This is a genomic window from Gemmatimonadaceae bacterium (assembly GCA_036273715.1).
Lineage (GTDB): Bacteria > Gemmatimonadota > Gemmatimonadetes > Gemmatimonadales > Gemmatimonadaceae > JADGGM01.
On record DASUHB010000068.1, the window covers coordinates 1 to 13,753 of the forward strand.

Sequence of the window (13,753 nt, forward strand, 5' to 3'; positions counted from 1 at the left end):
CGCATCGTCGGCTTCGCCTGCGGCGGCGGGCGCTCCCGTCTCATCTACGACGACGGATCCGTTGGTTGAGGCCGAGCGGCAGCAGCTCGCGGAGGCGATCAAGCACCCTGCGTGCGTTTCGATCCGCGGCATGATCGAGAGCGAGATCCCGACCATGAACGCGCTCAAGATCCACAGCCTGCTCACGCACGTCGGCGACATCATCCACGCGTGGAACGTGTCGCAAGGGAAGAAAGAGCAGGGGCGCAAGGGCATGGCCGCGCGGAAGGCAAACGAAGCGAAGCGCGCCGGCGCCGAGCCCGAGGACGCGGGCGCCAGCGACGACGACCCGTTCAACGACGGGCTCGACGCGATGGGGAATCCGCGCTGATGCCGTACGTAGAGTGGACGCCCGATATGGGCGAGATCAGCGGATTCGGCGGCTCGTACGAAGCCGGGTGCCGCGCGATGGTGAAGGCTGGCGTCGAGTTCTGGGAAGCGCAGGACGCGGCGCATGCCCGTGGTGAGCGCGAGAAGTTCGATCCGCATTACCAGGGATTCGAGGGCGTGTTCGGTCTCTTGACCGACGACAACGCGGACGCGAAAGCGCTCGATCGCGCAATGATGGACACGCCATTCGTGGACGATCGCACCGGCGAGACCACGACGATCGGGAAGTACGGTGCGACCGGCGCGATGCACCAAGCGGCAGTCGGTCACGTGATGGCGTTCCGGCGGCTCGGCGCGGAGAAGTACTGCGCCACGCTCCGCGAGCGCGAGAAGGCCGAGGCCTAACGATGCGCGAGTGCCCCGATTGCGGACTCGCGTACAGCGGCGACGTGGACGATCACGTGTGCCCCGACGTCGACGACTTGCCGACGAGGATGACGATCTCGCCGAGGACACCGGCGAGAAAGAGTGGAGCGGCCCCGAAGATGGGCCAGCGTACGAAATCGTGGACGACAACACAGAGTGGGACGACGAGGACGATGACGACTAACGCACGGGTGAACGCCGCATGAGCTTCGACTATCGCGTGGTGCCGCTGCCGGCGACGTGGCCCGGGAAGGCGACGCCCGCGTACGCGCGGCGACGCGCGCCGTTCAAGGGCACGCCCGGCAAGGCGCTCAAGCTGCTCGCGCGCGAGATTGGCATGCTCAACGGGAAGCACGTGCGCATCGCGATCGATGTGCGCGAAGATCAGATCCGCCTCGACGGCCAGCTCTACGCGAGCGCGCGCGCCCGCACGCCCGGTGTCATCGTGAGCTTCGAGGTCTCGGACGGCACGCTCCAGTTCCCGTGCGACACGTTCCTCTTTTGGGAGTCCAACGTGGACGCGATCGCGCGCGCGCTCGAAGCGCTGCGCATGGTCGATCGCTACGGCGTGCAGCAGGGCAAGCAGTACACGGGGTTCAAGGCGATTCCAGCGACGACAGCGCCGGTTCAGAGCGCCGAGCAAGCAGCGGTGAACATCGCATCGCTTGTCGCGCCCATAGACGAAAACGTGACGGCCACAGTGCGGCGCATTCTGAGCGATCGCGAGTTCGCCGGCGCGTCTTGGCGCAAAGCGCGCGCGAAGGCGCACCCGGACGCCGGTGGCAACGACGGACTCTTTGTCGCAGTCCAACGCGACGCACAGATATTGGCTGCGCATCACGGAGTCGCATCGCTATGAACGAAAGCCTCATGAAGCTGGGTGAGGCGTTCGCCGAGGAGCGCCTGCGCATCAGCACGCACAAGCGGCCCGAGGAGATTCGGGACTGCGGCATCTGCGGCCCCGTTCTCGAAAGCACCGACGCGGCCTTCACTGCGGTCGGGCGCGAGATGGACGAGCTGCGGAAGGACGCTGATCGCTGGCGATACTTCCACCGTCGCTTCTACATGGACCGTCACAGCGACACGATGTTGGACGAGTCGGGACGGCTTAGCGTGTCGATTCCTGTGATCGCGCTGCGGGGCTGCGAGCGTTGTTTGTCGCCCAGCGATGTGGACATCGTCGTCGACAATGCCATCGAATCCGAGAAGGCGGCTGCGCCTAACGCTGAACCGGCCGCATCACACGCAGGACAACCAACAACAGAGGAGTAGACTACAATGGCAGCCACGATGCGGGCGAAGTTCGTGATTCATTCCGTCACCCGAGTCAGTGACACGCAGGAGGACCTGCACTTCGGAGCGGTCACGTCCAAGCCCTTCGATGCGGACGGGATCAGCGAGGACAACAAGTACTCGAAGTGGACGCCCAACGCGAGCCTAAGGATGAGCATCACGAACCCAGAACTCATGGGCCAATTCAAGCAGTTCGACAAGTTCTGCGTCGATTTCACACCCGCCGAGTAATAAAGCACCCCATGACAAGGCCGCCGTCGATCACGGTGAGCGGGAGACCGCCCGAACCGGGCACAAAGGCCCGGCGTGCACCGCGCGTAGGCACTCGCGAGCGCGGCTCTCTGCCGACGGCCCCGGTGCCGTCGCCGGCGGCGCTGTCATGACACCGACGCTAGAGTCCGTGCTTGCTGACTGGCGGGAGCGCGCGAGCGCGGCGCGGCGGGCGCGAGCCACGCCGCAGGCGGATCTCATCGATGAGATTTGCGCGGACGTGGCGCGGGCGGCGGAGGACTACCTGCGCTTTCTGTCCGAGCGCGACGCGCAGTTACGCTCAGCCAAGGGCGTCCGGTATCTGCGCTCGCGCTTCCCGGAATGGGAGGCGCAAGGCAACGCCCGGCGGAACGCCAAGGGCGATCGCGAGTACCGTGCGCTCGTCGTGCCGACGCGCGCGAACATCGTGGCGGCTCGCGAGCGCGGACGCCGTGGGGAGCATGCCGCGTGACCAAACCCGTCCGCCGCAAAACGATTCTCCGGTTAGGCCGGCGCGGCGCGCAGGTGCGCGTCCTCCTCGACCGGCGCCTGCAGCTCGTGCGCTGCCAGTGGAAGGAAAAGGGGAAGCTCCGCACTGAAAGCTGGCCGCTCACGCGAGAGGGCGAGGACGAGGCGTGTGCGTACGCGCACGGCGCCTACGAGCGGCTCACGCAACCGTCCACGCCAACGTTCCCGCCGATCACGCTCCGTGAGCTCTGGGACGCGTATTGGCTCGCCGTCGCGGACGACGTGCGCGCGCAGACCACCGCCGTCGGATATCTGCAGCGCTGGCGGAAGTTCGAGACGTTCGCGGGCCGCAACAGGATCGCCACCGAGGTGACGCCCGCGCTGCTCGATGAGTACCGGAAGGCGCTCGCGCAGTTAGGCCACGTGCCGAACCAGGTCCGGCTCCTGGTCGCCGCCGTGCGCCGGATCATCCGCTGGGGCGTCAACGCCGACAAGCTCCCGATGACCAAGGTGCTCGAGTACCGCGTCAAAAGCCCCAAGGGGAAGCGCGCGCTTCCGATGCACGAATACCGGCGCGAGGAAGCCGCGGCGATCCTGGCCCAGTTCGACCCGCGCACCTTCCACGGCTGGCGGCCGTACGTGCTCACCGTGCTGTGCGCGATGACGGGCCGTCGCGCGCGTTCGCTCCTGCATCTCGAGTGGCGGGACGTTGACCTGCGGGCAGGCACGATCCACTGGCGCGCGGAGACCGACAAGATGTGGCAGGATCAGACGCGGCCGCTCCCGGCACCGGCGATCGAAGCGTTGTGGGTCGCGTACGGGTGGGCGACGGTGCGGGGATTCGGGAGCCTGTATGTTTTCCCGGCGCTACAGGCGCGGCGCGAAGGGAAGCCGTGGACCTATCAGGCGGCGTGCGAGGCGCTGCACCAAGCGGAAACGCGGGCTGAGGTCGAGCACATCAAATACCGCGCGTTCCACGGCTTTCGGCGCGGCGTCACCGGCGACTTGCTGGAAGCGACGGGCGGCAACTACAAGGTGGCGGCGGACTACATCGGGGACCGCGATCTCCGGGTGGTGCGCCAGTCGTACGACAAGGAGCGCACCGAGCAGCTCGAGGAGTCGGCGCGCATCCTGGAGACCATGCAGGCATCGGTTGAAAGTGGAACGAAAACGAAACGCGACGCCAATGAAGGCGCCGCGACGGTGGTTAATCCCACAACAGAGGCCGTAACGGAAAGCCAGCGCTCGGGATTGAACCGAGGACCGCTCGATTACGAATCGAGTGCTCTACCACTGAGCTACGCTGGCGGCATGCCCTGGCGCGGACTCGAACCGCGACGCCTTTCGGCACCACCCCCTCAAGATGGCGTGTCTACCAATTTCACCACCAGGGCAGCATGCGCGACACTTGCCTAACGGGGCTGACGGGGCTCGAACCCGCGACCTCCGGTGTGACAGACCGGCACTCTAACCAGCTGAGCTACAGCCCCCGACTTCCATGCTCCTGCACCTGCACGGCCCCTCATAGCCCCAAGGGGAGTCGAACCCCTCTCTGCACCTTGAAAGAGTGCCGTCCTAACCGATAGACGATGGGGCCGCATGGCCGATAGCGGTAACGGGATTCGAACCCGTGTTTGAGCCTTGAGAGGGCTCCGTCCTGGTCCCCTAGACGATACCGCCGTCTGCTGTCGGCCAATCTCCCACAGGCCCGGAGGGACTTGAACCCCCAACCGCCGGTTTTGGAGACCGGTGCTCTACCAATTGAGCTACGGACCTAACGTGCACCGCCCGCGGTCCCTCTGCCTAACGCTCGGCGCACCCGGCACGCCGACCCGCGCTGGACCCCACACCCCATTGCCCATTCCCCAGGGTGACCGATGGGAATTGAACCCACAACCCCCGGAGCCACAGTCCGGTGCTCTAACCAATTGAGCTACGGTCACCATGACGCCGAACGCGCCCTCCACGGGCGACGCCGGCGAGATGCAAATGTTAACGGTGCACCATGGGTGAATCAACGCCTCGACACGCTCACTTCGCGCGGTCGATGTATTCGCCCGTATTCGGATTCACGCGAACGCGAATCCCCGACGGAATGAACTCCGGAATGTTCACCGTCACACCGTTCTCGAGCTTCGCCTGCTTGAACGACGACGTCTTCGTCGCCGACCTCATCACCGGCGCCGTCTCGACGATCTCGAGCTCCACGGAGTTGGGCAGCTCGATTCCGATCGGCTTTCCCTCATAGTACTCGGCGACGATCTTCATGCCCGGCTGCATCCACTGCGCCGCGTCGCCCAGCATCTCGTCATCCATCTCGAGCTGGTCGTAGTTCTCGGTGTTCATGAAGTGATACGTCGTGCCGCCCTGGTACAGGAACTCCAGATCGTGCGTCTCGAGCGATGCCTTTTCGATGGTGTCGGCGGCCCGAAAGCGATGCTCGAAATTCGAGCCCGTGCGCAGATTCTTCATCTTCGTCTGCACCATCGCCCGCAAGTTCCCCGGCGTATGGTGGCGGAAGTCCATGATGCGACAGGGCTCGCCTTCGAAGACGATGACCATCCCTCGGCGGATCTGCGTTGCCGGCATTGCCATAAGTACGTGACCTGAGAATCGTGGTGACAGAAACCGGTCGGAGGCTGGCGCGCTGGCGCCCGCGTCCGGCCTGCGACCCCGCGCGTGGCGAGAAATCGCGTAAAGGTAGCTAGCCTTTAAGCTTAGCTGACCAGATAAGCACGGTCAAGCCGCCGGTTTCACAGACCATTTCGCGCCCAACAGCGGCTCGATCGTTCGCCAGACCGTCTCCGCCACTATTCGCTCGCCCCGCACGTTGGGATGAATCCCATCCGCTTGGTTGAGCGAGTCGACGCCGCCCACTCCGGCGAGTAAAAACGGAAGCAGCACCGCATCGTTTTTCCTGGCGATCTCCGGATAGACCTGCCGAAACGCCGACGTGTAGCGCGCGCCGAGGTTGGGCGGCGCCTGCATGCCGACGACCACGATGCGGGCCTGGGGGTGCGTGGCACGCACCGTGTCGATGATCTGCTGAAGGTTCGAGCGCAGCGAATCGACGTTGAGCGCGCGCAATCCGTCGTTCGCGCCGACCTCGAGGACCACGATGTCCGCCGGTTGGCGCATCACCCATCCGATGCGACGGAGTGCGCCGGCCGACGTCTCGCCGCTGACGCCGGCGTTGACCACGTCATAGCTTAGACCGAGGGAGTCGATGCGCCGCTGGATGAGCGACGTGAAGCTCGAGTCGGGGTCCAGGCCGTACCCGGCGGTGAGGCTCGTTCCCACGAAGACGATCGTGTGCTTGTCCGCGCGGGGCGCGGAGACTGCGGCCCGGTCACGGGCCGCGGTATCCGGCGCCGCGCCATGGCTCGCGTTGCGCTCTTGGGCCGGGCGGCCGCCGCATCCTGCGGCGGCCGCGAGGCCCAAGAGCGCAACCAGTCTCCACCACACACCCGCTCTCATGCTCGTCGTTAGGCACCTGACCAAATCGTATCCCAGCGGCGGCCGCACCCTCACGGTGCTCCGCGACGTCTCGTTCACCATTCCCGACGGCGCCTTCGTCGCAATCGTCGGTCCATCCGGCAGCGGCAAGACCACGCTGCTCGGCTTGCTCGCCGGCCTCGACACGCCGACGTCCGGCTCCGTCCTCCTCGATGGCGCCGAGCTCGGCACCCTGACCGAAGATGCGCGGGCCAAACTCCGTGGAGAGAAAGTTGGATTCGTGTTCCAGAGCTTTCAACTGATTCCGACACTCACCGCGGCCGAGAACATCGCCGTGCCGCTCGAGCTGCGCGGCGAACGCAACGCGAGTGACCGAGCGCGCACCCTCCTCGATCGCATCGGACTCGCCGATCGCGCGGGACACCTCCCCGCGCAGCTGTCCGGCGGCGAGCAACAGCGCGTCGCCCTCGCGCGCGCCTTCGCCAACGCGCCGCGCGTCCTCTTTGCCGATGAGCCCACGGGCAACCTCGACTCGTCGACCGGCGATCGCATCATCCAGCTGCTCGAGGAGCTCAATCGCGAATCGGGCACGACAATCATTTTGGTCACGCACGACACGGCGCTGGCGTCGCGGGCCAAGCGCATCATCCGGTTGAGCGACGGCGCCGTCGTCGGCGACCAGGAGCTCGCGGCGTGAGCGCACGCTGGCGCGATCTCGCGCGGCTCGCCTGGCGCGACAGCCGCACGGCACGCAGCCGGCTCCTGCTCTACATGTCGGCTATCTCGCTCGGCGTGGCGGCCCTCGTCGCCATCGACTCCTATTCGGCCGACGTCGTTCGCTCGATTCGCGCGCAGTCGCGGGAACTGTTAGGCGGAGACCTGTCGCTCTCGTCGCGGACGGCGTTCCCCGCCTCGATGGACTCGCTGCTCGACACGCTGTCGCGGGACGGCATCGCGGTGGGGCGCACGACGACGTTCACGTCGATGGCCCTCGTGCCGCGGGCGACGGCGCCGCGGCTCGTCCAGGTGAACGCGGTCGGCCCCGGCGTCCCGTTCTACGGCGCCATCCAGACCGATCCGCCGGGCCGCTATGCGGGACTCCAGCAGTCGCACACCGTGCTGGTGGACGGCTCGCTCCTCGTCGAGCTCGGCGCTCGGTTAGGCGACAGCCTCTCGTTAGGCTCGGCCCGGTTCCGGATTGCGGGGACGCTGCAGAACGTCCCCGGCGACATCGGCATCGCATCATCCCTCGGCCCGCGCGTCTACATCGCCGAGAAGTGGGTACCGGAAACGAAACTGCTGGTGTTCGGCAGCCGCGCCGAGTACGCGGCCCTGCTCAAGCTGCCGCCGGGCGCGGACCCGAACGCGGTGGCCGATGCCCACCGCGCCACCCTCGACGCCGCACACGTACGGACGCGCACCGTGCAGGACACGGAGCGCTCACTCACCTACGACATGCAGCAGCTCAACCGGTTCCTCGGCGTCGTAGCGCTGGTCGCGCTGCTGTTAGGCGGCGTCGGCGTCGCCAGCGCGATCCGCGCGTACATCGAGGAGAAGCGCGACCCGATTGCCATGCTCCGCGTGTTGGGCGCCACGTCGCGCCAGGTGCTGACCGTCTATCTGCTCGAAACCGGCGTCCTCGGTCTCGCCGGCGCGGTGGCGGGCGCCATTCTCGGCGTGGTCGCGCAGATGGCGCTGCCCCGAGTGCTGGGCAGCGCCGTACCGGTCACGGTCGTCCCACAGCTCGAGCCGCGCGCGATCGGCGCCGGCATCGCCATCGGCGTCTGGGTGGCCGTCATCTTCGCCCTCCTGCCGATCCTCGGCGTGCGGCGGATTTCGCCGCTCGAAGCGATCCGGCGGGACGCCGCCGGCGTGGCCCCGATGCGCCGGGTGTTGTCCGACTGGCCGCGGCTGCTCGCGCTCGTCGCGCTGGCCGCGAGCGTCGTGCTGATTGCGATCGGCCGCGCGGGCACGGTGCGCCGGGGCGTCTGGATGAGCGCGGGCGTCGGCACCGCACTCGTGCTGCTCGCACTCGCCGCCGCGATCGTTTCGCGCGTCACCCGGCGCGTGCTCAAGGACCATTGGCCGTTCGTCGTGCGCCAGGGACTCGCGAACCTCTATCGCCCGGCGAACCAGACGCGCGCGGTGATGCTCGCGCTGGGATTCGGCGCGTTTCTCGTGAGCACGCTGTACCTGGTCCAGAGCAATCTCCTCGCGCGCCTGGCGGCAAGCTCGGTCGAGACGCGCGCCAACCTCGCCTTCTTCGACGTGCAGTCCGATCAGGTGAAGAGCGTCGATTCGCTGATTCGCGCCGCGCACGCGCCGGTACTGCAGCGCGTCCCGATCGTGCCCATGCGCATCGCGGCCATCGACGGCCGCAGCGTCTCCGATGCCCAACGCGATCCGCGCCGCGCCTCGTGGGCGCTGCGCCGGGAGTACCGGTCCAGCTATCGCGACACGCTGATCGCGTCCGAGAAACTGGTGGCGGGCACCTGGTTCGCCGCCGCGGACACGGCGCGCCACACGGGGCCGTGGCCGATCTCGATCGACGCCGGCCTGGCCTCGGACCTCGGCGTCGCGTTAGGCGATACGATCACCTGGGACGTGCAGGGCGTTCGCGTGCCGAGCATCGTCACGAGCCTGCGCCAGGTGACGTGGGCCCGGTTCGAGCCGAACTTCTTCGTCATCTTCGCGCCCGGGGCGTTGACCAACGCCCCGCAGACCACCGTGTTCCTGACGCGCGTCGAGCAATCGACCGCCCGCGCCGAGCTGCAGCGGGCGGTGGTCGTACACGATCCAAACGTGTCGACCATCGACCTGGCGCTCATTCAACAGGCCATCGACGGCATCGTCGACAAGGTGTCGATCGCGATCCGCTTCATGGCGCTGTTCAGCGTCGCGACGGGCATTCTCGTGCTGCTCAGCGCCGTGGCCGCGGCGCGGCGCCAACGGCTGCGCGAAGGCGTGCTCCTCAAGACCCTCGGCGCAACGCGCGCGCAGATCGGCCGCATCATGCTCAGCGAGTACACGGTGTTGGGCCTGCTCTCGGCCGCGACGGGCCTCGTACTTTCGTTAGGCGGCGCCTGGGCGCTGATGCACTTTCTGTTCGACTCGCCGTTTGCGCCGGCCGGAGCGCCGCTGCTCGTGCTCGCGCTGATCATCGTCGCGCTGACCGCCGTGGTCGGCCTCTCGAGCAGCCGCGATGTGTTTGCGGAAACACCCATGGCGGCCCTGCGCGAGCAATAGCCCGGTTGCCAAACGCGACCGCAGGGTCGAAGTTCCGCGAACGCGTTCACGCACACCCGAGGTCAGATGGTTCTCGCTCTCGCCGCCCAGCATTCCTTCCTCAGCCGACTGTCGCAGGTGTGGGCGTACGTCACGCTCGGGGCGACGAGCATCTTCACCGAGGAAGCGGCGCCGGTGGTTGCGGGATTTGCCGCGCACCAGGGACACCTGCACGTCGTGCGCGCCGCCATGGCGTGCGCGGTGGGAAGTTGGGCCGCGGACGTCGCGCTCTACATGCTCGGCCGGTGGCGCGCCCTGGCGGTTGCCGCACGCTGGCCCCGTCTGCAGAAACCGATGACGCGCCTGTTGGGCGCCGTGCAGCGGCATCCATGGCGCGCGTCGCTGGTCGTCCGCTTTGCCTACGGAGCGCGGCTGCTGCTCCCGATCACCTGTGGCGCTGCGCGTGTGTCGTTCGCCGGCTTCGTGATCGGAAGCGGTGTGAGCGCCTGGCTGTGGAGCGGAATATTCACTGCCGTCGGATGGATTTTCGGCTCGACCGCGGTCGTGATGATCGGCCACGTCCGCCGTCACGAAGACCGCTTCGCGGTCGCACTCATTATTATCGTCGCGATCGTCGTCTGGATCGTCACGCGGCGCAACGAGAGCCACGTGCCGGAGGAGATCGACGACCCGGGATTCGGGAGAATGCTGGAGTAGGGGAACCGGCGCCCGCGCCGTTGTTTGCCTAACGAGCGACGGCGCGCGCTTCCCGCAACCGCGCATCTTCTTCGCGCGCCACGGTTGCCTTCCGCTCCAGCTTGCCCCAGCCCACCACGCGTCCCCTGAGCGCGGCGACGAACGAGCGCACCACCACCCAGTACATCACCTGCCGGTAGGCAAAGCGTTGCAGAAACACGAGCCAGGTGAGCGAGCGGTCTTCGCCCGGTTCGAGGAAGAAGCCGACCACAGTCGCGATCCAGTCGACGAGCAGGAACACGGCGTAGTACGTGAGCACCTGCTCAAGGCTCGTGAGCGCGTACGTCGCGCCGTGTTGCGCGCGCACCAGCCACACGGAGATCAAGCTCCACACGAACATCAGGTCGGCGATCGGCGATACGAACGGGAAGAACAACTGGAAGATGAGGACGTTCGGCATCGCGACCAAGCCTAACGAACCGTACCGCGGGTCGAGGAACACGCGCTTGTGCTTCCACAGGCACTGCAGCGTGCCGAATGACCAGCGGAAGCGCTGCTTGGCCAGCGCGCGGAGCGAATCGGGCGCTTCGGTATAGCCGATGGCTTCGTCGGCGTAGGCAATCGAGTGTCCGTGCCGGCGAATCGAGAGCGTGAGGTCCTGGTCTTCGGCCAGCGTGTCTTCGCTGAATCCACCGACCTCGTCGATCAAGGATTTGCGCCACGCGCCGACGGCGCCCGGCACGACGGTGATGCAGTTGAGCAGCGAGAACGCGCGGCGATCGAGGTTCTGGCTGGTGACGTATTCGACGGCCTGCCATCGTGTCACGAGATTCACGCGGTTTCCGACCTTTGCGTTGCCGGCCACGGCGCCGACGCTCGGATCGTGCAACGGCTCCACGAGCTCGGCGACGGTGTTGGGCGCGAAGATGGTGTCCGCGTCGAGGCAGATGACGATCTCGCCGCGCGCGCGCTGGAGGCCGAAGTTGAGCGCGCTGGCCTTTCCTCCGTTAGGCTTGTGGAGCAGCGTCACGCGCGGATGGTGGCCGAACGCCGCCTGCGCTACCTCCGTCGTGCGGTCGGGCGAGCCGTCGTCCACCATCACGACCTCGAGCTCGCCGGGATATTCCTGCGTCACGAGGCTGCGAATCGTGTTGACGATCACTTTCTCTTCGTTGTACGCCGGCACGATCACGCTCACCGTCGGCGCGTACGTCACCGGCGCGTCGGGGTTCTGGTGGCGTTTGATGCGCTGGATGATCGCGAGCGTCGTGATGAACAGCAGTCGGGCGAAGCCGAGGACGACGGCGATGGTGAACAGCCAGTACAGCAGCCACTCGGCGACGCCGACGCCGCCGAAGGCGAGCAGCTCGCCGAAGCGGCCGAACCGGCCCTCGGGAGGCAGCGGCGGCATGGCGACGTCGCGCGGAATGCCGACCAGCTCCGAGAGCGGCACCAGCGTGTCGCCGCGGGCGCGGATCGAATCGATGAGCGTGCCTAACGCGGCGACCGTCTGCGTGCGGTTGCCGCCGCCGTCGTGGAGCAGCACGACGTTCCCGCCCTTGGGCAGCTGATGCAGCACCGTGTCGATGATCGTTGTGACGCCGGGCGACTGCCAGTCCTCGGCGTCGATGCGCAGGCCGACGCTGATGTAGCCGCGGTCGGTGGCCACGGCAATCGGCTCGAGCTCGTCCGGCGTCGTCGGCTCGGCGTCCCCGAAATACGGCGGCCGGAAGAACGCCGTGCGCCTGCCTAACGCTGCCTCGAGCAGCCGCTCGGTGGCGTCCAGCTGCAGCTTGGTCACCCGGTCGCTGGCGAAGGCGAGATTCGGATGGGTGAACGTGTGGTTGCCGATCTCGTGGCCCTCGGCGTATTCGCGGCGCAGCAGCGGGATGTGCGCCTCCGCGTTCTGTCCGATGACGAAAAACGTGGCCGGCGCGTGCCGCGACTTGAGCGTGTCGAGAATCGCGCTCGTGTACCGGCCGTCGGGCCCGTCGTCGAACGTCAGCGCGATCTTGTGCGGCGATCCGCTGCCGAACCGCCGGACGATCCACGGCGTCGCGTATCGGGTGACGTCCTCGTCCACGACGAGCCGCGTCACGGGATCGACCTTGATCTCGCGGGTGCCGTCCGTCGGGCGCGCGCGCAGCTCCAGCAGCTCGCCCGTACCGGCCTTGGGCTGGAACTCGGGATCGTAGCCCGACGGGATCACGCGCAGGCTCTCCGCGGGCGCATCGATGCCGCGCCTGCCGATCACCGACCAGATTGCCGGATCTTCGGAACCGAGCCGCCATACGGCCACGCCGGCCGCGCCTAACGCATCCCCGGCGATGATCTCGTTGTACGCGGTGACGCCGTCGAGGTACCAATCCACGTGGTCCGTCGAATCCGGGTCGCGCCACGTCGCATACGGATTGAGCGCCGCCGTGTCGAAGTGAATGGCCGCCGGCTGCCCGTCCACCGCCGCGTCGCGAACCGCGCTCATGACATCCTGGAACGTCATGGCCGAGGCCGAATCCTCGGAGTCGTTCCAGTCGTAGCCGTACGCGCCCAACGCAAGAATCGCCTTGTTGGGCGGAATGAACCGCATCATGTGGCGCGCCGTGCGCACGAACCACTCCTGGCTCGCCACCGGCCCCGGGTCGCCGCCGCCGTAGTGCTCGTCGTAGAGCATGAAGAACAGCTTGTCGGCCACGGCTCCGTACTTCGCCAGCTGCGCGTCGGTGTCGTTGAACGACACGGCCTGCGTCACCAGCCGCCCCTTCGGCGCGAGGTTCGCCTTGAGCTTCTTCTCGAACTGCACGATCGCGTCCGTCAGGCTCGGCGGCACCTCCTCGAAGTCGAGCGTCACCCCGCCTAACCCGTAGCGCATCACCGTGTCGGTGAGCTGCGTGATCGCCCGGTCGCGCGACGCCTTGTCGGTGAGCAGGTGCCGCAGCGACGGCGTGTCCCACTTGCCCCGCGTCGAGTCGAAGTTCGAGATCATCGCGAACACCCACGGACGCTGCCGCTCGTCCGGGATTTTTTGCGCGATGGTGTACGGCACGCGGCGGTCGATGTTCATCCGCAGCGAGTCGCCGCCGGGCATGAGGAAGCCCCACTCGCAGATCACCCAATCCATATCGACGACGTGCGCGGCGAGCGACGCGAGCGAATTATCGTCCCAGTTGACGTAGAACCCGGCAACGATCGGCTGACCGGGCTGGGGCGCCTTACCGACGACGGTCCGCGCCTGGATCGGCAGCCGGTTGGCGTGCACAGCCGGAGGCGCGCGGTGGCGGCGCAGCTCGAACCACAATTGCAGGCGCTTGTCCAACCGACGGCGCTGCGTCTTGGTCATGACCAGGTGCGAGTGCGAGGGCGGCGTCGCCGACATCGCCAGCGCCGGACCCGCCGGCGGCACGAGCAGGCTGAAGACCACCACCGCCGCGACTAACGAACTTACGACACCGGCGCCGAGTGCTAACAAACGCAGCAGCCGCCACCGCCGCCCTGTCTCGTCGAGGAAGACGGGCTTGTCGCGCGCGGGAGGCCGGCGAAGGCTGCTCGGAAAAGGTGTCATGCCGGCAAAAAT

14 protein-coding genes and 7 tRNA genes are annotated in these 13,753 nt (G+C 67.2%); 10 read left to right on the forward strand and 11 right to left on the reverse strand.

Annotated elements, in window-relative coordinates; translation table 11 throughout:
* The 7 genes from VFW04_15640 to VFW04_15670 form a co-directional block, all read left to right on the forward strand.
* Positions 1-370 (forward strand): hypothetical protein (locus VFW04_15640; GenBank protein ID HEX5180769.1); only part of this gene is annotated, 370 nt, incomplete at its 5' end.
* Positions 370-774, forward strand: coding sequence for a hypothetical protein (locus VFW04_15645; protein ID HEX5180770.1), 405 nt, complete (start codon positions 370-372; stop codon positions 772-774). The genes VFW04_15640 and VFW04_15645, both read left to right, overlap by 1 nt.
* 58 nt (positions 775-832) lie before the next feature.
* On the forward strand, positions 833-979 hold the full coding sequence (locus VFW04_15650; GenBank protein HEX5180771.1) for a hypothetical protein: 147 nt from the start codon (positions 833-835) through the stop codon (positions 977-979).
* An 18-nt stretch (positions 980-997) separates the two neighbouring features.
* Positions 998-1,654: a hypothetical protein gene (locus VFW04_15655; protein ID HEX5180772.1), complete on the forward strand. Its 657-nt coding sequence runs from the start codon at positions 998-1,000 to the stop codon at positions 1,652-1,654.
* Positions 1,651-2,067 carry a hypothetical protein gene (locus VFW04_15660; protein HEX5180773.1) on the forward strand — a complete coding sequence of 139 codons (417 nt, stop codon included), beginning with the start codon at positions 1,651-1,653 and terminating at the stop codon, positions 2,065-2,067. The genes VFW04_15655 and VFW04_15660 overlap by 4 nt, the downstream gene beginning before the upstream one ends.
* A gap of 6 nt (positions 2,068-2,073) precedes the next feature.
* Positions 2,074-2,319 (forward strand): hypothetical protein, encoded by a 246-nt coding sequence (locus VFW04_15665; protein HEX5180774.1) that lies wholly within the window; start codon positions 2,074-2,076, stop codon positions 2,317-2,319.
* A gap of 148 nt (positions 2,320-2,467) precedes the next feature.
* A complete protein-coding gene (locus VFW04_15670; GenBank protein ID HEX5180775.1) occupies positions 2,468-2,809 on the forward strand; it encodes a hypothetical protein in 342 nt (113 codons plus the stop codon).
* Positions 2,810-2,993: 184 nt separating this feature from the next.
* Here the strand turns inward: VFW04_15670 and VFW04_15675 are convergent, their stop codons facing one another.
* From VFW04_15675 to VFW04_15720, 10 genes are all read right to left on the reverse strand, one after another.
* Entirely contained in the window at positions 2,994-3,452 is a 459-nt protein-coding gene (locus VFW04_15675) for a hypothetical protein (GenBank protein ID HEX5180776.1), read from the reverse strand.
* A 589-nt stretch (positions 3,453-4,041) separates the two neighbouring features.
* Positions 4,042-4,113, reverse strand: a tRNA-Thr gene (locus tag VFW04_15680).
* A gap of 4 nt (positions 4,114-4,117) precedes the next feature.
* Positions 4,118-4,199 (reverse strand) — tRNA-Leu (locus VFW04_15685).
* Between the two features lie 22 nt (positions 4,200-4,221).
* A tRNA-Asp gene (locus tag VFW04_15690) sits at positions 4,222-4,295 on the reverse strand.
* 35 nt (positions 4,296-4,330) lie between these two features.
* Positions 4,331-4,402: transfer RNA gene (locus VFW04_15695), tRNA-Glu, on the reverse strand.
* A 10-nt stretch (positions 4,403-4,412) separates the two neighbouring features.
* Positions 4,413-4,485 (reverse strand) — tRNA-Glu (locus VFW04_15700).
* 23 nt (positions 4,486-4,508) lie between these two features.
* Positions 4,509-4,581, reverse strand: a tRNA-Trp gene (locus VFW04_15705).
* A gap of 93 nt (positions 4,582-4,674) precedes the next feature.
* A tRNA-His gene (locus VFW04_15710) sits at positions 4,675-4,748 on the reverse strand.
* An 88-nt stretch (positions 4,749-4,836) separates the two neighbouring features.
* A complete protein-coding gene (gene efp, locus VFW04_15715; GenBank protein HEX5180777.1) occupies positions 4,837-5,400 on the reverse strand; it encodes an elongation factor P in 564 nt (187 codons plus the stop codon).
* Between the two features lie 144 nt (positions 5,401-5,544).
* Positions 5,545-6,282: an arylesterase gene (locus tag VFW04_15720; GenBank protein ID HEX5180778.1), complete on the reverse strand. Its 738-nt coding sequence runs from the start codon at positions 6,280-6,282 to the stop codon at positions 5,545-5,547.
* Between VFW04_15720 and VFW04_15725 the strand changes: the two genes are divergently transcribed.
* From VFW04_15725 to VFW04_15735, 3 genes are all read left to right on the forward strand, one after another.
* On the forward strand, positions 6,281-6,958 hold the full coding sequence (locus VFW04_15725; protein HEX5180779.1) for an ABC transporter ATP-binding protein: 678 nt from the start codon (positions 6,281-6,283) through the stop codon (positions 6,956-6,958). The genes VFW04_15720 and VFW04_15725 overlap by 2 nt on opposite strands.
* On the forward strand, positions 6,955-9,507 hold the full coding sequence (locus VFW04_15730) for an FtsX-like permease family protein (GenBank protein ID HEX5180780.1): 2,553 nt from the start codon (positions 6,955-6,957) through the stop codon (positions 9,505-9,507). Before VFW04_15725 ends, VFW04_15730 begins: the two co-directional genes overlap by 4 nt.
* A gap of 66 nt (positions 9,508-9,573) precedes the next feature.
* Positions 9,574-10,203 carry a VTT domain-containing protein gene (locus VFW04_15735; GenBank protein ID HEX5180781.1) on the forward strand — a complete coding sequence of 210 codons (630 nt, stop codon included), beginning with the start codon at positions 9,574-9,576 and terminating at the stop codon, positions 10,201-10,203.
* A gap of 28 nt (positions 10,204-10,231) precedes the next feature.
* On the opposite strand, the gene VFW04_15740 is transcribed toward VFW04_15735, so the two are convergent.
* On the reverse strand, positions 10,232-13,741 hold the full coding sequence (locus VFW04_15740; GenBank protein ID HEX5180782.1) for a glycosyltransferase: 3,510 nt from the start codon (positions 13,739-13,741) through the stop codon (positions 10,232-10,234).
* Positions 13,742-13,753: the final 12 nt, after the last annotated feature.

What these genes read in the sequence shown, in the direction of transcription:
- VFW04_15645 (HEX5180770.1), top strand. Translation starts at nt 370, where the DNA reads ATGCCGTACGTAGAGTGGACGCCCGATATGGGCGAGATCAGCGGATTC.
- VFW04_15655 (HEX5180772.1), top strand. Translation starts at nt 998, where the DNA reads ATGAGCTTCGACTATCGCGTGGTGCCGCTGCCGGCGACGTGGCCCGGG.
- VFW04_15660 (HEX5180773.1), top strand. Translation starts at nt 1,651, where the DNA reads ATGAACGAAAGCCTCATGAAGCTGGGTGAGGCGTTCGCCGAGGAGCGC.
- VFW04_15665 (HEX5180774.1), top strand. Translation starts at nt 2,074, where the DNA reads ATGGCAGCCACGATGCGGGCGAAGTTCGTGATTCATTCCGTCACCCGA.
- VFW04_15670 (HEX5180775.1), top strand. Translation starts at nt 2,468, where the DNA reads ATGACACCGACGCTAGAGTCCGTGCTTGCTGACTGGCGGGAGCGCGCG.
- efp (HEX5180777.1), bottom strand. Translation starts at nt 5,400, where the DNA reads ATGGCAATGCCGGCAACGCAGATCCGCCGAGGGATGGTCATCGTCTTC.
- VFW04_15725 (HEX5180779.1), top strand. Translation starts at nt 6,281, where the DNA reads ATGCTCGTCGTTAGGCACCTGACCAAATCGTATCCCAGCGGCGGCCGC.
- VFW04_15720 (HEX5180778.1), bottom strand. Translation starts at nt 6,282, where the DNA reads ATGAGAGCGGGTGTGTGGTGGAGACTGGTTGCGCTCTTGGGCCTCGCG.
- VFW04_15735 (HEX5180781.1), top strand. Translation starts at nt 9,574, where the DNA reads ATGGTTCTCGCTCTCGCCGCCCAGCATTCCTTCCTCAGCCGACTGTCG.
- VFW04_15740 (HEX5180782.1), bottom strand. Translation starts at nt 13,741, where the DNA reads ATGACACCTTTTCCGAGCAGCCTTCGCCGGCCTCCCGCGCGCGACAAG.